The sequence below is a fragment of the Rhizobium sp. EC-SD404 genome (genome assembly GCF_902498825.1).
Lineage (GTDB): Bacteria > Pseudomonadota > Alphaproteobacteria > Rhizobiales > Rhizobiaceae > Georhizobium.
This window is the reverse complement of sequence record NZ_LR701459.1, coordinates 157,976-178,998: the sequence shown is the minus strand read 5'-3', so window position 1 is coordinate 178,998 and position 21,023 is coordinate 157,976. Positions and strand designations below refer to the sequence as shown.

The window sequence follows — 21,023 nt, the reverse complement described above, 5'->3', positions numbered from 1 at the left end:
CTTGAATTGGCGGTGGAGGCCCATCGATGCCTGGCCTCGTGCCCGCGGCGAACGGTGGTTGGGCACCAGCTAGATTTGCCATTTGATGCTAGAACAAGCGCCCTGGGATCTAGAGCGCTCCCAATCCGACCGCCGCGCGCATCATGTCGATATAAGCCTCTTCGCCATCCCTGCGCCGGGCTTCGACCCAAGGTTTGATGCCTTCGGTCGCGACATAGCGCAGTTGCTTGCTGCCATCGGTAGCCGCGGCAAAGATGACATCGGCAACTTCGTCCGAGCTGCCATGGCTGCGGCTATCGGATATCGCGGCAAACACCTGGGCTGCACGCTCGCCCAGGGGTGCGTAGTCCGCAACGTCCAGAGCCCCGGACGCTTCGGCACCGGCGCGCTGCCCGAAGCGGGTTTCCCGAACCCCACCCGGCTCGACGAGCTTCACGGCGATGCCGAACGGCGCGACCTCATGCATCAGGGCTTCGGAGAACCCCTCAACGGCAAATTTCGAGGCTGCGTAAAGCGAGATCATCGGTAGTCCGAAGACGCCAGCCCCCGAGGTGACGTTCACGATCACGCCATGCCGCTGTGCACGCATCAGCGGCAGCACGGCACGTGTGACATCCATCAATCCAAAGACATTGACCTCGAACTGCTCAAGCATCTTTTCGCGTGGCGTGGTCTCGAAGAAGCCGTGGAGGCCAAAGCCCGCATTGTTCACAAGCGCATCTATAGCGCTGAACTGCGCGATACCCTCGGCGATAGCCGTTTCGGCGCTGGACCGATCCTGTACGTCCAGTCGCATGACCAGTACGTTCTTGGGGAATGCAGGTGCCGCAGAAGGGTTGCGCATCGTAGCGATGACGTTCCAACCCTCGGCTGCGAAGCGGTGTACGGCTGCCTCGCCGAAGCCGGAGGACGTGCCGGTAATCAGGACGGTTCGTGAAGCGATGGTCATGGGTGATCCTTTTTCGAGACTGACCCTGACTACAACCGTGACCGCCCTCCGATAATCGGTATAATCCGGCATCTGGTGGTGCATCCGGTGGCACAATGACTGATCTGACCCTGTCGCAAATCCGCCTGCTGGTTGAAATCGTGGAGCAAGGCAGCTTCCGCGCCGCAGCCATGCGGCTGGATATGCCACCCTCGACCCTCAGCCGTCAGGTGGCGGGGCTGGAGTCACGTCTGGGTGTCAGGCTCTTCAATCGCACCACCCGCAGCGTGGCGTTGACGGAAGACGGAACCGCCTTTCTGGCCCGTGCGACGCCCGCTCTCCGCGAGATCGAGAGCGCGATGACCGAAATGACGACACGCCGCGCCGAGCCGGGCGGCTTGTTGCGCATCAACGGCGCGGAATCCGGGCTCGCGCTTCTCCTACCGGTCGTCGCACGCTTGCAGCGCCGGTATTCCGGTGTCGAGATCGATCTTGTGGAGGATGGCCAGCTCTCCGACATCGTGGCCCAGGGTTTCGACGCGGGCCTCCGCTTGGCAGAGGACGTGCCACGCGACATGGTCGCGGTGCCGGTTGGGCCCGATCAGCGATTCATCGTGGTGGGTGCGCCGGATTATCTGGAACGGAACCCCGCGCCGCAGCGACCTGCGGACCTAGCGCATCACGTCTGCATACGCGCCCGCAAGCCGTCCGGCCGGGTGATCCAATGGGAATTCGCGCGCAACGGCAATGAGATGACTGTCCCGGTCACCGGAATGCTGACACTGGGCAACAACGCATTGGCGCTGGAGGCGGCGCGTCTCGGGTGCGGCCTTGCTTATGTTACAGAGCAGGCGGCATCGGCTGATCTGATCGCCGGACGGCTGGCGGCGGTTCTCGACGATTGGTGCGCATCATTCCCCGGCATTTGCCTTTATTACCCAAAACAGCGCGCAGCTTCCGTCACGCTGCGCGCTCTGATCTCTGAAATCCGGCGCCGGTGACCAGCCGACAAACCGTCGGCGTTCGGGCTGGTGTTACCTTACTGCGTCGGATCTTGCTCGCTCCTCGCCGATCCAGATTGCGCCAGTCCCGCGCCTTGCAATGGAGTTGGCCATTTCGGCGGCGGGGGTTAACGTCGGTGTCGCTCGACTGTCACAAAAGGCTGGCATGCAGCGCTGATGGTCCATATCAGCCTTGCCGGCATTACCCGACGCTTCGGAACCGAACGCGCGCTCGACACGATCAGCCTCGATCTGCCTGCCGGATCCTTCACCTCGTTGCTTGGTCCGTCGGGCTGCGGCAAGACGACGATGCTGCGGCTGATCGCGGGTTTCGACAGACCCGATGAGGGAACCATTAAGTTCGACGGGCAGACGGTTGCCGATCGGGATGGTCATGTGCCGCCGGAACGGCGCGGCGTCGGCGTCGTGTTCCAGTCCTACGCGCTTTGGCCGCACATGGACGTCGAAGCCAACATCACCTATCCGCTTGCGACCCGAGGCGTGACGGGCGCGGAGAGCGCACGGCGCGTTGCCGAGGTGCTTGAGACCGTCGGTCTTGCCGGTTTCGGCAAGAGGCGCGTCGAAGAACTCTCCGGTGGCCAACGCCAGCGGGTGGCGCTGGCGCGCTGCGTCGTGGCCGAGGCGCGGATCATTCTTTTCGACGAACCGCTTGCCAATCTCGACATGCATCTGCGCGCCAGCATGGTCGATGTCTTCCGCGACATTCATCACCGCCTGGCGGCAACCATGGTCTACGTGACGCACGACCAGTCGGAAGCGCTGGCGCTGTCTGATCGCATCGCCGTCATGGACTCCGGCCGCATCCTGCAATGTGCGGCGCCGACGGAGATCTATCGCGCCCCCGTCGACGAGAGCGTGGCAGGCTTCGTCGGCCGCGGCGCCCGCCTCGATGCGACGTGGCTATCGGCTGGAGAGGGCACGGCGGACATCGAGATCGGCGGGCACCGGATTTCCGCGCGCTCCGCCGGTCATATCGGCGGCCGCAAGGTCCGCGTCCTCCTGCGCCCCGAAGCCTTATCGCTTGCCGAGACAGGTATACCAGCGCGCGTCGTATCGTCCATTTATCGTGGACCGGTCTTTGAAGTGTCTCTCGAGATCCCGGGGCAGCGTGAGCAGGTGGTCATTGACTGCACCGAGCCGCCGATGCCGGGTTCGAACGTTCGGGTCGCGGTGTCCGATGCGTGGATCATCCCGCGCTGAGGCGATAACCGTTGCACTGCGCAAAACTGCCAGGCTGAAGCGCAGCCTCAACGCCAGGGCAGGACATCTGGTGGCAGTCTTGTCGCCAGCCGGTCGAGCACGGCAAGCAAGGCAACCACCACGACGACGGTAGCGACGGCAATCGCGGCGGCCTGCGGCCCGAGTCCCGCTTCCTGGAGGCTGAACAGAACGACGCCGAGCGTCTCGTTTCGGCTCGACCACAGCAACGCTGACACGGTGAGCTCGTTGAAGGCGCTCATGAACACCAGAAGCGCGGCAGCGACGGCGGCAGGCGCTGCAAGCGGCGCCGTGATGGTCAGGAGCCGGCGCAGTGGCGAGGCTCCACAGGTTGCCGCTGCTTCGTTGAATTCCAGCGGAATGCGCGTCACGGCATTGGCCACCGGCTTCATGGCAAGCGTCAGGAACCGCATGAGATAGGCGATCAGGATGATCCAGGCCGTTGCGTAAAGGCTGCCGATCATCGGCAACGGGCGCAGGAAAAGCAAAATGCAGGCAATGGCGAGCACGATGCCCGGCAGAGCGTAGGGAAGTTCGGCGATCCCCTGAAGGATCCGGCGTGACGGGCTGCTAAAACGTTCCAGAACGATTGCAATGGGAATGGCGATCGCCGCCAGGATCAGTGCCGCGGTACCAGCGAGCATCGCGGAATTGCGGAACGCCCGGATCGTGGAAGCCTGCCGCAGGATCACTTCTTCGAAATTGGCAAAGGTCATGGTCTGCCAGGTCAGCGGAACGCCGAAGGCCGGCACGAGCGATGTCGTCAAAAGCGCGAGCGCCGGCATGAGAAGCACGACCGTCAAAAGCACCCATGCAAGACCGGCAGCGGGATAGCGCCATTTCCCGAGACTGATGTTGGCCACTCGCCCTTGACCGTACCGGGTCGCGCGGCCGCGCATCGCCAGAGATTGCGCCAGGATACCGAAAAGAGCGAGCACGCCGATGAGGACCGAAAGGCTTGCCATCTCCGGCAGGACGCCAGGCCCGAAGCTCGACATCTGGCGGTAGATGAGCGTCGGCAAGGTCAGGTAGTTGACGGGCAGTCCCAGAAGCGCCGGGATGCCGAAATTGCCGATCCCGGAGACGAAGGCGAGCGCGCCGGCTGCGGCAATCCACGGCCGCATCAGGGGAAGAACGATCGTGTAGAATGCGCGCAACGGAGTTGCACCGGAGGCGCGTGCGGCTTCGATCAGATCCCCCGGCAGTCCGATAAGGCCGGCTCGAAGCGTGATGAAGACGATGGGCGCATGCTGCACGCCGAAGAGGAGGATAATGCCCTGTCGACCGAGGATCGGGTTCGGCGTGCCCGGCGCCGGGGCGAGCCCCAGCATATTGAGGAGGGTGCTGGACGGGCCGGTCATGTGCAGCCAGGAAAGCGCCGTCACCTGCGGGGCGATGATCAGTGGCAGAAGCAGCAGGAACCCGAGCGAACGCCGCGTCGGCAGGTCCGTCATCGCCACGGCGAAGGCGAAAGGCCCGCCGATCAGAAGCGCGATGACGGCACCGAAGAAGGCGGTGTCGAGCGTATTCCACATGGCGCGCAGGGTTACCGGCCGCGTCCATTGCTCGCCGATGATCGAAAGATCAAACACCAAGCCCGGCGCGATGGCCGCAAGGACGATCCGCGCAATCGGCAAAAGGCCGAGGACGAGGATGACGCAGACGACGAGAAATGCCGCGATGGACGGCCCGGCCATGTCGGCAGTTGCCGTCCCCCGCGTGCGAAGCGTAAGCGGGGGCACGGCTTGTCTGGCTGATCGGTTCGAACGTTCCAGCATCTGCCGCAGGCGATGCTTTACTGGCCCATCAGTTCGGAGAAGCGTTCCTTGTTCGCCGCGTCGTCGGCAAGGGCGGCAGCGGCGTCGTAGGGCAGCACGTTGATGGTCGACCGGTCCGGATAGCCTTCGGGCAGACCTGCGTCAGCCCGTGCGGGAATGTATCCCTGCTGGACCGCGAGCGACTGGCCTTCTTCGGAAAGCAGGAAGTTCACGAAGGCCTTGGCCGCCTCAGGGTTCTGTGCGGTCGACAGGATGGCGACCGGCTCGGTGACGGCCGACACGCCTTCGGTCGGGAACACGAATTCCACCGGAGCGCCTTTGGCCTTTTCGCGGATGGGCATGAAGTCGACGATCATGCCGTAAAGCTTGTCACCGCCCGAAACGGCCTGCAGAACGTCGCCATTGCCGCCCGATGCCTGCGCGCCGTTTTCCGCCAGGGCACTGTAGAAATCCCAGCCATTGTCCAGGTTTCCGCTGAGCGTCACGGTGTGGATCATGGCTGCACCCGACGTCAGCGGGCTCGGCATCGCGACCATGTTGGCCGCTTCCGGCTTGGTGAGATCGAGCCAGCTCGTCGGCACCATAGGTGCATTGGTGTTGTAGACGATACCGGTGGTGATCAGCTTGGTCGGGAAATAGGTGCGGTCGGCGTCGACGAGCGCTTCATCAATGCCTTCGATCTCGGCTTCCGGGAATTCGAGAAGGCGTCCATCGGCCTTGAGACCTTCCATCGTGACGATATCGGCGATCAGAAGCACATCTGGCTGCGGCTGTCCGGCCTCGATCTCTGCGGCGAGCTTCGCCATGATCTTCGGCGTTCCGTCGCGCACCCATTCGACGGTCACGTCCGGATATTTGGCCATGAATGCATCGGCCGTCTGCTGCGCGTCCGTGTTCGGCTGGCTCGTATAAAGAACAAGCGTGCCCTCGGCGGCGAGGGCGGACGATGATGCGGCGGCAAGCACCAGGGCGGCGAGAAGTGTGCGCATGTTCAAAGCTCCGTTGTGCAAGGGAGGCGCGGCATGAGGGCCCCGTCCGACTGCGGCTCTTCTAGTGGCGCTCTATAACGGTTGCGTGACGCTGCAGCAGATGCCGCCGCCGCACTCAGGCGTGCGATCATTGCGCGAATGACGAACTCTCCTGTGTCGGGATGTCGAAATGCCGTCTCGGCCGACTGTCGCACTGTCACCCAAGCGTCATTTCAGGTTCAACCCACTGTCATGCTTCGGCTCTATCGCTGCCCCAGCGTCGCCGGCTGTCTCGGCGCGCAGGGTCCAGGAGAGAACCATGAAGAAAGCACTTCTGGCAGCACTGCTGCTGTCGACCAGCATGACGCAAGCCAACTCCGCGGAAATCCAGTGGTGGCATGCGATGGGTGGCGAATTGGGCGCAAAGCTCGAAGAAATCGTCGCTGCCTACAATGAGAGCCAGGACGAGCACACGGTCGTCCCGACCTACAAGGGCACCTATCCCGAAACGATGACCGCAGCCATCGCGGCGTTCCGCGCCAACGAGCAGCCGCATATCGTCCAGGTCTTCGAAGTCGGCACGGGCACCATGATGGCTGCCGAAGGCGCCGTCTATCCGGTCTACGAACTGATGGCCGATGCCGGCGAGGAGTTCGATCCCGCCGACTTCCTGCCTTCGGTCGTCGGCTACTACACCGACACGGACGGCAACATGCTGTCGATGCCCTTCAACTCGTCGACTCCGATCGTTTACTACAACAAGGACGTCTTCGAAGAGGCCGGGCTCGATCCCGAGCAGGCGCCGCGCACCTGGGAAGAGCTCGAGCAGTTCTCCCAGCAGATCATCGAATCGGGTGCGGCCACTTGCGGCTTCACGACCGGCTGGATTTCCTGGATCCACCTGGAAAACCTCTCCGCCTGGCATAACCAGCCGATCGGAACGATGGAGAACGGCTTCGGCGGCCTCGGCACCAAACTTGCCGTGAATGGCGACCTCCAGAACCGTCACTGGGAAAATCTCGCCCGCTGGCAGGAAGAAGGCATCTTCCAGTATGGCGGCCCGGTTGGTGGTGACGATGCCCCGCCGAAATTCTACGCCCAGGAATGCGCCATCTACATGAACTCGTCCGCCTCGCGCGCCGGTGTCGTGGAGAATGCAACCGAGTTCGAAGTCGGTTACGGCATGCTGCCCTATTATGAGGACGTCGAAGGCGCTCCGCAGAACTCGATCATCGGCGGTGCGACGCTGTGGGTTCTGCAGGGCAAGGCAGAAGAGGAATACGCCGGCGTCGCCAACTTCTTCTCCTACCTGTCGTCGGCTGAGGTCCAGGCTGACTGGCATCAGTATTCGGGCTATCTGCCGATCACGCAGGCTGCCTACGATCTTGGCCAGGAGCAGGGCTTCTACGCCGAAAACCCGGGCTCCGACGTCTCGATCGAGCAGATCACGCTCAACGAGCCGACCGAGAACTCCAAAGGACTGCGCTTCGGCAACTACGTCCAGATCCGCACGATCATCGACGAGGAATTCCAGGCTTTGCTGGCCGGCGACAAGACCGCCGAGGAAGCCCTCGACGCGGTCGTGGAGCGTGGCAACGCGCTGATCCGCGAGTTCGAAGAGATCAACGGCTGAACCGGTTGAGGCCAAAAGCTTCAACCTGTCACCTGCAGGCGGGCCGATCCCATCGGTCCGCCTGCACCGTTCCTTACGGGTTTCGGCCCGCCATTCCCGGTTGATCGATGCAAAGCAAGCGGACAGTCTTTTCCAATCGAGCGCTGCCCTACATGCTGCTGGCGCCGCAGCTTGCCGTGACCGCGATCTTCTTTCTCTGGCCGGCTGCACAGGCCTTTCGCCAATCCTTCCTGCGCGAAGATGCCTTCGGTTTTTCGACGCAGTTCATCTGGTTCGACAACTATACGCGGCTCTTCCAAAGCGCGAATTACCTCAACTCCATGGCGGTCACGGCGGTCTTCGCGACCAGCGTCGCCATCCTGTCCATCGTCATTGCGCTTGCGTTGGCCGTCGCCGCCAATGCCATGATCCGCAGCCAACAGACCTACAGCACCCTCATCATCTGGCCCTACGCGGTGGCGCCGGCGGTTGCAGGCGTCATGTGGTGGTTCATGTTCAATCCCACGATCGGCATCCTGTCCTATCTGATGCGCCAGGCGGGCTATGACTGGAACCACGGTCTGGATGGCACCGATGCGATGATCCTCGTCGTCATCGCATCGAGCTGGAAGCAGATCTCCTACAATTTCCTGTTCTTCCTTGCCGGTCTGCACGCCATTCCGCGCTCCATGTCCGAGGCCGCGGCGATCGACGGTGCCGGGCCGGTCAAGCGCTTCTTCACCATCACGCTGCCGCTGCTGTCGCCGACGACCTTCTTTCTCGTCGTGGTCAATGTCGTCTACGCGATGTTCGACACGTTCGCCGTGATCCACGCGACTACCGAAGGCGGACCGAACCAGGCGACGAACATCCTCGTTTACAAGGTCTTCGACGATGGCTTCATCGGCCTGAATCTCGGCTCGTCAGCCGCTCAGTCGGTCATACTCATGGCGATCGTGACGGTCTTTACCTTCATCCAGTTCCGCTACATCGAACGGCGCGTGGAGTACTGATCGATGATCGAGAACCGGCCGCTCCTGAAGCTCACCGCCCATCTCGTCCTGATCGTGGGCGTCGTGCTCGTCGCATTTCCCGTCTACCTGGCGATCATCGCCTCCACGCATGGGCCGACTGATTTCATGTCGGGTGTCATCCCGCTGCTGCCCGGACCCCACGCCGTGGAGAACTACCGCACGGTTCTGGCCTCCGGCGTGTCAACCTCCGGCGTACCGCCGATCAGCCTGATGATGATGAACTCGATGGTCATGGCGCTGACGATCGCGATCGGCAAGATCGTCATCTCCCTGCTCTCCGCCTTTGCGATCGTCTATTTCCGCTTTCCGTTTCGCGCGCTCGCTTTCTGGGCGATCTTCGTCACGCTGATGCTTCCTGTCGAAGTGCGGATCGTGCCGACGTTCCAGGTCGTGGCCAATCTCGGCATGCTGAATTCCTATGCGGGCCTGTCGATCCCGTTGATCGCTTCGGCAACGGCGACGTTCCTGTTCCGGCAGTTCTTCCTGACCGTGCCGGACGAGTTGATGGAAGCCGCACGCGTTGATGGCGCCGGGCCCATGAAGTTCTTCTTCGACATCCTGCTTCCGCTGTCGCGTACCAATATCGCAGCGCTCTTCGTGATCCTCTTCATCTACGGCTGGAACCAGTATCTCTGGCCGCTGCTGATCACGACGAGCTCGGACTATTACACGGTTGTCATGGGCATCAAGCGCATGGCCGACGTGGCCGACAGCTACCCGCAATGGAACACGGTGATGGCGACCGTCGTGCTCGCCATGCTGCCGCCCGTGCTGGTCGTCATCTGCATGCAGAGGCTCTTCGTGAAGGGCCTTGTCGAGACGGAGAAATAGCCATGTCGGCGATCGAACTGACAAACCTGCGCAAGGTATATCCGGGCGGCGCGGAAGCGGTGTCGGGCATCGACCTTGCCATCGAAACCGGCGAGATGGTCGTTCTCGTTGGCCCGTCGGGATGCGGAAAATCGACCCTCTTGCGCATGATCGCGGGCCTCGAGACGATCACGGACGGCACAGTCTCGATCGCCGGCCGCGTCGTCAACGACAAGGAACCTGCCGAGCGCGACATCGCCATGGTGTTCCAGAACTATGCGCTCTATCCGCACATGACGGTGCGCGGGAACATGGCGTATGGGTTGAAGAACCGCGGCACGCCGAAAGCGGAAATCGAGCGGCGTGTGGCCGAGGCTTCCCGCATCCTGCAGATCGGCGATTATCTCGATCGCAAGCCCCGCCAGCTGTCCGGCGGCCAACGTCAGCGCGTTGCCATGGGACGCGCGATCGTGCGTGAACCGGCCGCATTCCTCTTCGACGAGCCGCTGTCGAACCTCGATGCCAAGCTGCGCGTCGAGATGCGCGGCGAGATCAAGCTGTTGCAGAGGCGGCTGGCGACGACCTCCGTCTACGTCACCCATGACCAGCTCGAGGCGATGACGCTCGCCGACCGCCTGGTCGTGCTGAACAAGGGGCGCATCGAGCAGATCGGGACCCCGCTCGAAATCTACCGAAACCCGCAATCGACGTTCGTGGCGAGCTTCATCGGTTCGCCGGCGATGAACCTCATTCCCGCCGCCCGCGACGGCGACGGCCTGCGCTTTTCCGACGCGACGCTCCCGATGGCGGGGCGGTCCCTGCCACCCGGCCCGTTGACCATCGGCATGAGGGCGGAAGACGTGACCCTGGTGCGGCGCACGGGCGAAACACAGGGCCTCCCGATCAGGATTGCCTATGTCGAGGAGTTGGGCGCGAGCCGCCTGGTGCACGGACATATCGGCAATGAGCGCATCGTCGTGTCAGCGCCGATCGATGGCGAACTGGACGAGACGATGGATGCTTACATCGATCCGGCTGCACTGCATGTCTTCGCGGCAGATACCGGCAGACGGCTTCCTTAATGCGTTAGGCTCCTACCTGATCAGGCGGAGCGGCGACATCTGCCGAGCGATGTCGGCGAAGGCGCTTTTGAGCCCGGTCGTGTTGGTGGCCAGGTAGAAGTTCGTGGCTTTGGTCGCGCACTGCTTCAACAGCTTCTGAACGTTGTTGTCCGTTTCCTTGTAGAGCACGGTGAATATCTCGATCTGCTGCGCCTTCATGTCCTGGCAGATTTCCAGCGTCCATTCGTTCAATTTTGTCTCGGCGGTCGATTGGCTGCTGGCACCGGCAATTCGGCCGTCTGACAGGAAGCCGTAGGCGCCATAGTCGGACTTGTTCATCGTGTTGCTGGAGCCGAAGGACCCGTTGCGCTCATCCGTCATCAGCACGATGAATTTGGAGATGCTCGCCGGATCGACCGAAGCCGCTTGGGTGTAGGGCTCTTCCGGTGTCATGACCCGCCAGCCCCAGGCCAGTCCTTCTGCGATGTTGGTGCCGGAGCCGTTCCAGTATTTCATGGCGTTGATGCCGGTGCGTACCTTGTTCAGATCCCGCGAGAGCGGCACGATCGGCGTCGGGCAAGCACGGTTCGGTCCACGGGATAGAGACTTCGCTTCTTCCACCTTCCGCACGTCCGGGTCGATGTATTTCAAGACCGACCGCTGGACCTCGGCCTGGCTGCCGCCGATGAGATCGTTCAGCCAAGAGTTGTTGAACGCACCGGAATTGTTACCCCCGTCCAGAGTCGCCGTGCCCGGTTCGTCGGGTGCGAAATAGGGCACGAAGAGCGTGTCCGGATTGTTGGAGCGCGGCGGCTCCAGCCCGAGATTGAGCGGATAGGGACGGGCTTCGACGCACCCCTTCCACTGGGTTGCGGACACGCTGAATAGAGCTGTCTGGTGCGGGTATTCAAACGCGGCCAGCCGCTGCTGGCGACATTCGTCTCTCAAGGCTTCCGCTTGACCGCTTTGCCCTTGATTGTCGCAGGCCCTGCTGTTGCGGTCATCATCATCATCATCATCATCATCATCATCATCATCATCATCATCATCGTCGTCATCGTCATCGTCATCGTCGTCGTCACGACCCGACCGCGTTGCGCTGTCCTCCCAATCCGTCGGAAGTCCCTCGCCACGGCGCTCGCGCTCGTTTTCGTCGAGGAAGGTCCAGCCGTTGTAAAGGGACTCACCCTCGTCATCGATCCAGGCGGCATCGAAGCCCTCACCCTTGATGTTGACGGCAGTGACGAAGGGAACGACTGCAAGCCGGATATCCTTGCCGGCAGAAGCGCCGTTCTGCACGACGTCCAGCAGTCCGAGAGCTGCGCTCTTCAACGTGTCGATGCCCTCCTGTCCCATCGATCCGGTGTTGTCGAGCACCAGCCCGATTTCGACAGCCTTGGTGGACTGGTAAGCGGCAGCGATCACGCGCGCCGGCTCCTTTCTGGCGTTGTGAAGGAAAAAGGTATCGACAGAAAGCGTGACGTCACCCGTTACTTCGATGTGGTTGGCGCCTTCAACGCTGCGCAATTCGGCATTCAGCACCTTATAAGATGCGCCAGGTGCCACATGCGACCGCAGATGATCTTCGAACACCTTCCGACGTTCGCTGTCCGTCATGGCCTTGCGGGTTGCCGCAAGCACCGCTCCGTCGGTGATTTGCTGCACTTCCGACACCACCGAGCGGAGGTGGACGACGTCGACGCCGAGACCAGCCGCAGCAAGCGTGACTGGCAATGTGAATGCTGCAAATATCGCGAAGTTGCCGCTTCGATCGGTCAGGAAGGTCTTGAGCATCTCTGTTCCCACACTATGAAGAACAGCCAACCTGCGTGTAATTCCTGTGCGTTTACTTAATTCGAATGCTTGGAAATAACTCCATGTTGCATGTGGTAAAGTTTCCGTGAGTATATTAGTCATCTATATATTAGAGCCGCGAGGTGGCGCTTAGCGTACGCCCTCGTATCCGCTCATGAGCCCAGGGCTGCCCGCGATTGCGGCCGCGACGGATTCCGATCCAGTTATGGCGAAGAACAATCGACCAGAGACATGTCATGCGTTGAACGGCGGACGACCTTGCTTGAGCAAATTGTCAGCCATGCCCACGATACGATAGTGGTGACTGGCGCCTGGCAGTGTCGCGAAACAGGGAACGCCACATTGGATATCGAAGACATTCGGACATTCGTGGAGGTCGCCGACACGGGAGGGATCTCTGCAGCAGCCCGGCGGCTCGGCGTCTCCAAATCGATCGTCAGCCGGCGACTTCTACGGCTCGAGGCGGCGCTTGGCGCTCAGCTCGTTGCGCGCACCACGCGCGGCGCCGCGCTTACCGATGCCGGCGTGACGTTTCGCGACCATGCTGCCAAGGTCAGTGCGGAGATCGACCTCGCCCGGGAAGCGGTTTTTCCTGCAGGGGAGCTTCGCGGCCGGTTGAGAGTTGCCGTGCCGCTCACCTTCGGCCCCACGCACTTTGCACCCGTGATCGCGGAGATGGCGCGGCGCCACCCGTCCCTGCACATCCATGCGTCCTACAGTGATCGTTTCGTCGACCTCATCACTGAAGGTTTCGACTGTGCGATCCGCGTCGGCTACCTGCAGGACTCCAACCTGATCGCGAGACGCGTCGGGCCGATTTACGGGAGGCTGGTCGCCAGTCCGGATTACATCAAGGCGCATGGCGCACCGGAAAGGCTGGAGGAGATCGCGACGCATGAAGCGGTGATGCAAGGCACCGAAACCTGGCAGCTCATGGACGGCGATAAGATTGTCTCGGTACAGCCGCAGGGCAGGTTCAAGGCCGACAACGCGACGGCGCTTGCCGCTGCCGCAGCAGCAGGCCTCGGCATTGCCTGGCTTCCGGATTGCATCACCTATGACTACGTGTCGTCCGGCGCGCTTGTGCCGATCATGACACGGTATCCGCCACCGCCTGCGGGTGCCTATGTCATCCGTCCGCCCGGTCAGCATCCCGCGCGCAAGATACGCGTGCTGACCGATATGCTGATCGAACATTTCGAACGTAACCCGCAGCTATGGGGGCTCGATCGGAGAGACGCTTAAACCTGCTCAAGGCCCTGCGCTCGGAGGTCGCCGCCGGGCTTCGCAAGGCAAGCGCGTTCCAGTTTCTGCGACACAGCTTACCGCAGCACGGGACTAGTTGCCGGACCCGCCGATCGGTAGTGCGGGGCGGGGCGGCAGGGTATCTTTGACACCGCCTCTGGTGCGGACTGATACTATCCGCCCGTCATGACAATGAGGGCCGCTGCTCTCAACGAGAAGGATGGCGCATATGAGTTGGAACCCCGCACTGGAACCGGGATGCCCCGACGAGGTTGGGCTGGACGCGATCGAAACGCTCATCATCCCGCGCTCGCGCGATCTCGGCGGCTTCGAGGTGCGGCGGGCGCTCCCTGCGCCGAAGCGGCAGATGGTCGGCCCTTTCATCTTCTTCGATCAGGCTGGCCCGGCGGAACTCTTGACCGGCCAGGGTATCGACGTGCGGCCGCATCCCCATATCGGCCTCGGCACGGTCACCTATCTTTTCAAGGGCGATTTTCATCACCGGGATAGCACCGGCGCCGACCAGATCATTCAGCCGGGTGCACTCAACTGGATGGTCGCCGGACGCGGCGTGACCCATTCCGAACGCACGTCGGAGGCAGCCCGAAAGGGCCCGAACGGTCTGTTCGGCATTCAGACCTGGCTGGCGTTGCCGGAAGCCGTCGAGGACGTGGCGCCGACATTCGAACATCACGGCAAGGAGAGCCTGCCGATGATCGAGGATACCGGTGTTTCCGTCCGCCTCATCCTCGGCAATGCGTATGGCGAGTCTGCTCCCGCGAAGATGTTCTCCGAGACATTCTACGCCGACGTCAAGCTCGATCCCGGAAGCCGGCTGCCGCTGCCGAACGACCACGAGGACCGCGGCATCTACATTGTCGAGGGCTCCATCCTCGTCGCCGGGCAGCAGTATGAAGCTTCGCAGATGATGGTGTTCAGGCCCGGCGATGCGATCACGGTCGCGGCCGGCCCGCAAGGGGCGCGACTGATGATCCTCGGCGGCGCGACGCTCAATGGACCGCGGTACATCTGGTGGAATTTCGTGGCCTCATCGCAGGATCGTATCGAGGAGGCAAAGGCGGAATGGCAGGCCGGAAACTGGGGCAGGGGCCGCTTCGATCTGCCCGCCGATGATCGCGACGAATACATTCCGCTGCCCTGATCCGGCCTTGGCGCGCTGGACCACGGTATCGAACCTGCAAGATTTTACGGAAAGAGATGGAAATGAGCGATAGATGGCCGGAACTTGATTACCTGAGCTGGCGGGAAACCTGCTCCGCGCTGCATCTTTACCTTCAGATCGTCGGGAAGTACCGGCTGGCGCATACGCCCTGGATCAACCATTCCTGGAACGCCACCTTCTATGTCACGCCGACCGGCCTGACCACGGCGATGATCCCGGACGGACCCGGCATCGAAATCCAGTTCGATTTCCGCGAACATCGGGTCATTGGCATATGCGGCGAAGGCCGCCGGTCCTCGTTTGAACTGGGCCCGATGACCGTTGCTGCGTTTCACGCTCGTTTCGTCGACCTCGTATCGGAACTGGGCGGCACGCCGACCTTCAACGGTCAGCCGAACGAAGTGCCGAATCCGGTGCCGTTCAAGGATGACGATCGCGACCGGCCCTATGACGGAGAGGCGGTCGAACGGTTTCATCGCGCCCTGATGGCTGTCGACGGTGTCTTCAACCGCTTCCGGACGTCCTTCCTGGGAAAATCGAGCCCGGTTCATCTCTTCTGGGGCAGTTTCGATCTTGCCGTCACGCGCTTTTCCGGCCGACGTGCGCCGCTGCATCCCGGCGGAGTGCCGGCATTGCCAAACGACGTGGCGCAGGAAGCGTACGACCGCGAGGTGTCTTCGGCAGGGTTCTGGCCGGGCGGCGGTGGCATCGACTACCCGGCCATCTATGCCTATGCGTATCCAGCGCCGAACGGGTACCGCAGCGCCCCGGTAAAGCCTGAGGCCGCGTTCTGGCATGAAGGCTTGTCGGAGTTCATCCTGCCTTACGACGCCGTGCGATCCGCGCAGGATCCCGACGAAGCGCTGCTCGCATTTCTCACCTCGACCTATGAAGCCGCCGCTGATCTCGGCGGTTGGGACCGCGATATCCTCGAATGCGCGCCGGGCAAGCCACGCAAGGTGCGGCAGCACGACGCCGAACGTGCAGAGGTGAAGTCGCCCGCCTTGGACCAAGGCGCGGTCGAACGCGAGGATGGCGCATCGAAGGGTCGATACCTGCTGGCGATCGATGGCACCGAGGCCGAAATGACCTACAGCCGCGCCGGCGAACACCTCATCATCATCGACCACACCGAGGTTCCCTCGGCGCTGCGTGGGCGTAAAGTCGGCGAGCGACTGGTGCGTCAGGCTGTCGAGGATGCCCGGAGGGACAAGATACAGATCATTCCCCTATGCCCGTTCGCCAAGGCCCAGTTCGAACGCCGTCCGGAATGGCAGGACGTGCTGCGCCGGTCGTAGTGCGATAGGAGCTTCGGTCGTCCGGACATCAGCCCGCCGCGTTGTCTCACGACAGCCGGACTAAAGCCGGCAGCCCCTTCTCCGGCCAAAAGTCCGGCGACTGCAGATCGGGCAGGATCGATACGGCTCCAGTGAAATCGTCCTTGGCGCTGTAGACGCTCGGCGTGATCACGGTTGCGATGCCCGCTGCGTTGGCGGCGCGCAGTCCGTTTTCCGAATCCTCGAAGGCGAGGCAGTCGCGGCCGTTCAGGCCGAGATCGTCGAGGACCAAGCGATACACCTGAGGGTCGGGCTTTTTGGCCGCCACATCCTCGCCCGTCCGGATCGAGCTGAACCAGCCCAGGCGGGTCCGTCCGAGAGTTGCCTGAAGCAGCGACGTCACATTCGCCCGACTTGTCGTCGTCGCAATCGCAAGGGCGAGATCCGATCGGCGTGCGTGCTCGATCAGTGCTTCGACGCCGGGACGAAGCGCAATGCTCCCGGTTCGGATCTTGTCGTTGTAGATATTCGTCTTGCGGGTATGGATGGCGGCAGCGTCGACCTCGCAGCCGATTGTCGCGGCATGGGCGAGGATCCGTTCTCGTCCACCGGTCGTACGCAGAAGCTTGCCGTAGAGCGCCTGGTCCCAGAACCACCCGACCCCGCACGCCACGAAGGCCTCGTTGAAGGCTTCGCGGTGGATCTCTTCGGTCTCGGCGAGCGTGCCGTCGACGTCGAAGATCAACGCACGGATCATGCCGAGACGCCTTCCTCGAGCGCAGCCATGACTGGAATGAGTGCGCGGAAATCAGCGATGATCGCATCTGGAGCAAGGTCCTCCAGCGGAACGTCGCAATAGCCGTCGGCAATCAGCACGCAGCGCATGCCGGCAGCGTCCGCAGCCGCGCGATCGGCGGAACTGTCGCCGACGAGAAGCGCGTCTTGCGGGTCGAAGCCAGCCTGCGCCGCCGCCGCCAACAGCATAGCCGGCGCAGGCTTGCGGGCATGGCCGCTGTCGCCGCCAATCACGGAATTCATGACGTCGAGAATGCCGAAATGCGCCAGGATCGTGCGCGAAAACCCTGTCGGCTTGTTGGTGACGCAAGAGACCGTGACACCACGTCGGACGAGCTCTTCGATCACCTCGCCGGCGCCGGGCCGGAGCGTGGTCTGGTGGACGAGATGCTCCGCATAGATATCCATCATCCGATCGTGCTGAAGCGTCAGCTCATCGTCGGAAAGCGCGATTCGGTGGGCGGCAAAGGCACGCTCCACCAGGCGGCGGATGCCATGGCCGATCATGCCCCGGACATCGGCGAGCGCGTGCGGCTCCAGGCTGCTTTCGACCATCAGGAGATTGATCGCATGCGCAAGATCCGGCGCGGAATCGACAAGCGTGCCATCCAGATCGAAGAGCACGATCGCAATGCGTCCGCCGTTTGTGTTGGTTCGGTCCATGGCGATGGTCATGAGGCCATCCGCGTATCGGCATCGGTACAGGCGTCCCTGAGCGCTCTGATGTTCTTGCGGTAGGCGGTGGGTGTGCGTCCGGCGAAGACGGCGGAACCCGCCACGAGCACGTTCGCCCCGGCTTTCACGAGGTCCGGCGCCGTTTGAGGTGTGGCGCCGCCATCGACCTCGACATCGATCGGTCGGTCGCCGACGAGCGCCCGCACCCGCCTGACCTTGTCGATCACGGAAGGAATGAGCGACTGGCCACCAAAGCCGGGATTGACCGTCATCAGCAAAATGAGATCGACATCCGCCAACAGGTCCTCGATCATCGATACGGGTGTTGCCGGATTGAGTGACACGCCAGCCTTCTTGCCAAGAGAACGGATCGCCTGCAGCGAGCGGTGAAGGTGCGGCCCGGCTTCCGCATGCACCGTGATAATGTCGGCCCCGGCGTCGGCAAAGGCGGCGATGTAGGGATCGGCCGGTGCGATCATCAGATGGCAGTCGAAGATCGAGTCGGTGCGGTTGCGCACGGCCTTCACGACGGGCGGGCCAAAGGTGATGTTCGGCACGAAGTGACCGTCCATCACATCGAGATGGATCCAGTCGGCGCCGGCATCGACGACATCGTCGATCTCGTCGCCAAGACGTGCGAAATCGGCCGAGAGGATCGAAGGCGCAATCAGGATATCGCGGTTCATCGCGCTGGCTCCCCTGCTTCGGCGGTCTGAAAGACGCGGCTCGCGCGGATGTCCGCGGGCGAAAGCGTCGAAAGCTGTTCGGCGTTGAGTGGGCCGGTCGATTCCTCGAAGATGCGGTTCGCCTGTCGCAATCGCGCGCGGTCGAGCGCATTGCGGATGGAGCGGGCGTTGGCAAAATGCGGCTGGGCCCGCCGCGCCTTGATATAGGCGGCGAAATCCTCCCGGGCGTCCGTCGAAAAGCGGTAGCTCTGCTCGCCGAGCATCGTCTCGGCAATCTGCAGAAGCTCGTCGTCCTCGTAGTCGGGAAAGTCAATATGGTGGGCGATGCGGGAGCGAAAACCCGGATTGGACGCGAAGAACTTGTCCATCCTGTCGCCATAGCCGGCCATGATGACGACCAGATCGTCGCGCTGGTTTTCCATCACCTGCAACAGGATCTCGATCGCCTCCTGGCCGTAGTCGCGTTCGTTTTCCGGCCGGTAGAGATAATAGGCCTCGTCGATGAAGAGCACGCCGCCCATTGCCTTTTTCAGGATCTCCTTCGTCTTCGGCGCGGTGTGGCCGATATACTGCCCCACGAGGTCGTCGCGCGTGACCGAAACGAGATGGCCTTTACGGATGTAGCCGAGCCTGTGCAGAAGGTTCGCCATCTTCAGCGCAACCGTGGTCTTGCCGGTGCCGGGGTTGCCGGTGAACGACATGTGCAGCGTCGGGGTCCTGTGGGCGAGCCCCATCTGCTTGCGGGCACGCTCGACCAACAACAGCGCGGCGGTTTCGCGAATGCGCTTCTTCACCGGCTTCAGCCCGATCAGCTCACGGTCCAGTTGCTCCAGCACCTCGCGCACGCCGGAAGTCTCGTATTCCGCCCGAAGATCGATGGCGGTGGGTCTCTCTTCGACCGGCTCGGCATCGCCGACAGTGTCGGGTCTGGCATTCATGCTCGGCTCCCTTCGTTCCGCTCAACTCGGTGGCCCGGCGCGTGGAGGACGGTCGCGCCGGGCCGTTGCGCTCCCGTCCGTCAGACGTAGCGCTCGCCGGCCGGCTTGTCGGCCGAGTAGGCCCTGATCGCATAGCGCTGCGTGCGGCCAGGCCCTTCCGTCCGTTCGAGCCGGAAGCCGGGCTCGTGTTCCGGCCGGTTGACGACGAAGGACAGCCGGATCGATTCCCAGCCATGGGTGCTGTCGAAGCCGACGATGCGGATGTAGCGATCCGAATAGGCCTTGCGGCACTCGGTCAGATCCATCATCAGCGCCGCCGCATCGGGATTGTCGAAGGTCGGGTGACCGAACATGTCCCAGTAGGTGTTGCGCGGATGCGGATCGTCGGTGAACTCGATCGAGACCGCCCAACCATTGTCGATGCAGTATTGCACCTGCGCGCGGATCTGGTCGTCCGTGAGATCGGGCAGGAAGGCGAACGTCCCCTGTGTGATGCGCATTGTCTCGTTTCCTTTATTCAGCGGCCGTGGCCGTCGGAACGAAGTCCGGGCTGTCGGTGGAGGCATAGTTGAAGGTGACGTCCTTCCAGGTTTCGAGCGCCTGCTTCAGCGGCTGGCAGTGTCGTGCTGCCGCCTCCAGGATCTCCGGCCCCTCGTTGACGTAGTCGCGGCCTTCGTTGCGGGCGAGGATCATCGCTTCCAGCGCGACGCGGTTCGCGGTGGCGCCTGCGGCGATGCCCATCGGGTGGCCGATCGTGCCGCCACCGAACTGCAGCACCACGTCCTCACCGAGATGGTCCAGAAGCTGGTGCATCTGGCCCGCATGGATACCGCCCGAAGCCACCGGCATCATCCGGTTGAGAGAGGCCCAGTTCTGTTCGAAGAACAGGCCGTGCTCCAGCCGCATCTCGTTCTTCTCCTCGCGGCAGATGTCGTAATAGCCGCGCGTCGTGGCGGGATCGCCCTCCAGCTTGCCGACGACGGTGCCCGCATGGATGTGGTCGACACCGGCCAGCCGCATCCATTTGGCAATGACGCGGAACGACACGCCGTGCGAGCGCTGGCGCGTGTAGGTCGAATGGCCGGCACGGTGCAGATGGAGGATCATGTCGTTCCTGCGTGCCCATTTGGCCATGGACTGGATCGCCGTATAGCCGATGACGAGGTCGATCATGACGATGCACGAGCCGAGTTCCTTGGCGAATTCGGCGCGCTCGTACATGTCTTCCATCGTGCCGGCGGTGACGTTGAGATAGGTGCCCTTGACCTCACCCGTCTCGGCCTGCGCCTTGTTGACGGCCTCCATGCAGTAGAGGAAACGGTCGCGCCAATGCATGAAGGGCTGCGAGTTGATGTTCTCGTCGTCCTTGGTGAAGTCGAGCCCGCCCTTCAGCGCCTCGTAGACGACGCGGCCGTAATTGCGGCCGGACAGGCCGAGCTTCGGCTTGACGGTGGCGCCGAGCAGCGGTCGGCCGAAGCAGTTCAGGCGTTCGCGCTCCACCACGATCCCGGTGGCCGGCCCCTGGAAGGTCTTCACATAGGCGGTGGGCAGCCGCATGTCCTCCAGCCGCAGAGCCTTGAGCGGCTTGAAGCCGAAGACGTTGCCGATGATCGAGGCGGTCAGGTTCGCGATCGAGCCGGGCTCGAACAGATCGAGGTCGTAGGCGATGTAGGCGAAGTACTCGCCATTCGCATTAGGCACCGGGTCGACGCGGTAGCATTTGGCCCGGTACTTTTCCGCTGCGGTAAGCCGGTCCGTCCAGACCACGGTCCAGGTTGCGGTGGAGCTTTCGCCGGCGACGGCAGCGGAGGCTTCGACGGGATCGACGCCGTCCTGCGGGGTCACGCGGAAGAGCGCGATGACGTCGGTGTCCTTCGGCTCGTAGTCGGGCTCCCAATAGCCCATCTTCTTGTATTCCATGACACCGGACTTGTAGCGGTCCTTGCCCCTCACGGTCATCGATTGGTCGTTCATGACT

19 protein-coding genes are annotated in these 21,023 nt (G+C 62.7%); 9 read left to right on the top strand and 10 right to left on the bottom strand.

Annotated features, from left to right (window positions below):
* Positions 1-109: 109 nt before the first annotated feature.
* A complete protein-coding gene (locus tag GC125_RS01925) occupies positions 110-949 on the bottom strand; it encodes an SDR family oxidoreductase (protein ID WP_151983615.1) in 840 nt (279 codons plus the stop codon).
* A 95-nt stretch (positions 950-1,044) separates the two neighbouring features.
* Between GC125_RS01925 and GC125_RS01920 the strand changes: the two genes are divergently transcribed.
* Together GC125_RS01920 and GC125_RS01915 are read left to right on the top strand one after the other, a co-directional pair.
* Positions 1,045-1,929 (top strand): LysR family transcriptional regulator, encoded by an 885-nt coding sequence (locus tag GC125_RS01920; protein ID WP_151983613.1) that lies wholly within the window; start codon positions 1,045-1,047, stop codon positions 1,927-1,929.
* A 177-nt stretch (positions 1,930-2,106) separates the two neighbouring features.
* The gene (locus GC125_RS01915; RefSeq protein ID WP_151983611.1) at positions 2,107-3,150 is read left to right on the top strand and encodes an ABC transporter ATP-binding protein; all 1,044 of its coding nucleotides are present in this window, start codon (positions 2,107-2,109) and stop codon (positions 3,148-3,150) included.
* Positions 3,151-3,197: 47 nt separating this feature from the next.
* Here the strand turns inward: GC125_RS01915 and GC125_RS01910 are convergent, their stop codons facing one another.
* Positions 3,198-4,865, bottom strand: coding sequence for an ABC transporter permease (locus tag GC125_RS01910; RefSeq protein WP_151983609.1), 1,668 nt, complete (start codon positions 4,863-4,865; stop codon positions 3,198-3,200).
* Between the two features lie 98 nt (positions 4,866-4,963).
* Positions 4,964-5,935 (bottom strand): ABC transporter substrate-binding protein, encoded by a 972-nt coding sequence (locus tag GC125_RS01905; RefSeq protein WP_151983607.1) that lies wholly within the window; start codon positions 5,933-5,935, stop codon positions 4,964-4,966.
* A 298-nt stretch (positions 5,936-6,233) separates the two neighbouring features.
* Here GC125_RS01905 and ugpB point away from each other — a divergent pair, with 298 nt between their 5' ends.
* The 4 genes from ugpB to GC125_RS01885 all read left to right on the top strand — a co-directional run bounded on the left by ugpB (position 6,234) and on the right by GC125_RS01885 (position 10,452).
* Positions 6,234-7,547, top strand: a complete 1,314-nt coding sequence (gene ugpB / locus GC125_RS01900; protein WP_151983605.1) for a sn-glycerol-3-phosphate ABC transporter substrate-binding protein UgpB — start codon at positions 6,234-6,236, stop codon at positions 7,545-7,547.
* Between the two features lie 107 nt (positions 7,548-7,654).
* Entirely contained in the window at positions 7,655-8,539 is an 885-nt protein-coding gene (gene ugpA, locus GC125_RS01895) for a sn-glycerol-3-phosphate ABC transporter permease UgpA (protein WP_151983603.1), read from the top strand.
* A 3-nt stretch (positions 8,540-8,542) separates the two neighbouring features.
* Positions 8,543-9,391, top strand: coding sequence for a sn-glycerol-3-phosphate ABC transporter permease UgpE (ugpE, locus tag GC125_RS01890; protein WP_151983601.1), 849 nt, complete (start codon positions 8,543-8,545; stop codon positions 9,389-9,391).
* A gap of 2 nt (positions 9,392-9,393) precedes the next feature.
* A complete protein-coding gene (locus GC125_RS01885) occupies positions 9,394-10,452 on the top strand; it encodes a sn-glycerol-3-phosphate import ATP-binding protein UgpC (RefSeq protein WP_151983599.1) in 1,059 nt (352 codons plus the stop codon).
* A 12-nt stretch (positions 10,453-10,464) separates the two neighbouring features.
* Here the strand turns inward: GC125_RS01885 and GC125_RS01880 are convergent, their stop codons facing one another.
* Positions 10,465-12,225 (bottom strand): TadE/TadG family type IV pilus assembly protein, encoded by a 1,761-nt coding sequence (locus tag GC125_RS01880; RefSeq protein WP_199864402.1) that lies wholly within the window; start codon positions 12,223-12,225, stop codon positions 10,465-10,467.
* A gap of 363 nt (positions 12,226-12,588) precedes the next feature.
* On the opposite strand from GC125_RS01880, the gene GC125_RS01875 reads away from it, so the two are divergent.
* From GC125_RS01875 to GC125_RS01865, 3 genes are all read left to right on the top strand, one after another.
* Positions 12,589-13,491, top strand: coding sequence for a LysR family transcriptional regulator (locus tag GC125_RS01875; protein ID WP_151983595.1), 903 nt, complete (start codon positions 12,589-12,591; stop codon positions 13,489-13,491).
* Between the two features lie 229 nt (positions 13,492-13,720).
* Positions 13,721-14,653 carry a pirin family protein gene (locus GC125_RS01870; protein WP_151983593.1) on the top strand — a complete coding sequence of 311 codons (933 nt, stop codon included), beginning with the start codon at positions 13,721-13,723 and terminating at the stop codon, positions 14,651-14,653.
* Positions 14,654-14,715: 62 nt separating this feature from the next.
* On the top strand, positions 14,716-15,972 hold the full coding sequence (locus GC125_RS01865) for a DUF5996 family protein (RefSeq protein WP_151983591.1): 1,257 nt from the start codon (positions 14,716-14,718) through the stop codon (positions 15,970-15,972).
* A 46-nt stretch (positions 15,973-16,018) separates the two neighbouring features.
* Here GC125_RS01865 and GC125_RS01860 read toward each other — a convergent pair whose 3' ends face one another.
* The 6 genes from GC125_RS01860 to GC125_RS01835 form a co-directional block, all read right to left on the bottom strand.
* Entirely contained in the window at positions 16,019-16,708 is a 690-nt protein-coding gene (locus GC125_RS01860; protein ID WP_151983589.1) for an HAD-IA family hydrolase, read from the bottom strand.
* A complete protein-coding gene (locus GC125_RS01855; protein ID WP_286165330.1) occupies positions 16,705-17,421 on the bottom strand; it encodes an HAD-IA family hydrolase in 717 nt (238 codons plus the stop codon). Before GC125_RS01855 ends, GC125_RS01860 begins: the two co-directional genes overlap by 4 nt.
* On the bottom strand, positions 17,418-18,107 hold the full coding sequence (rpe, locus tag GC125_RS01850; protein ID WP_151983587.1) for a ribulose-phosphate 3-epimerase: 690 nt from the start codon (positions 18,105-18,107) through the stop codon (positions 17,418-17,420). Before rpe ends, GC125_RS01855 begins: the two co-directional genes overlap by 4 nt.
* Positions 18,104-19,045 (bottom strand): CbbX protein, encoded by a 942-nt coding sequence (cbbX, locus tag GC125_RS01845; protein WP_151983585.1) that lies wholly within the window; start codon positions 19,043-19,045, stop codon positions 18,104-18,106. Before cbbX ends, rpe begins: the two co-directional genes overlap by 4 nt.
* Before the next feature lie 80 nt (positions 19,046-19,125).
* Positions 19,126-19,545: a ribulose bisphosphate carboxylase small subunit gene (locus tag GC125_RS01840; protein ID WP_151983583.1), complete on the bottom strand. Its 420-nt coding sequence runs from the start codon at positions 19,543-19,545 to the stop codon at positions 19,126-19,128.
* Positions 19,546-19,558: 13 nt separating this feature from the next.
* Complete coding sequence (locus GC125_RS01835) at positions 19,559-21,019, bottom strand: form I ribulose bisphosphate carboxylase large subunit (protein WP_151983581.1); 1,461 nt, start codon at positions 21,017-21,019, stop codon at positions 19,559-19,561.
* Positions 21,020-21,023 lie beyond the last annotated feature (4 nt).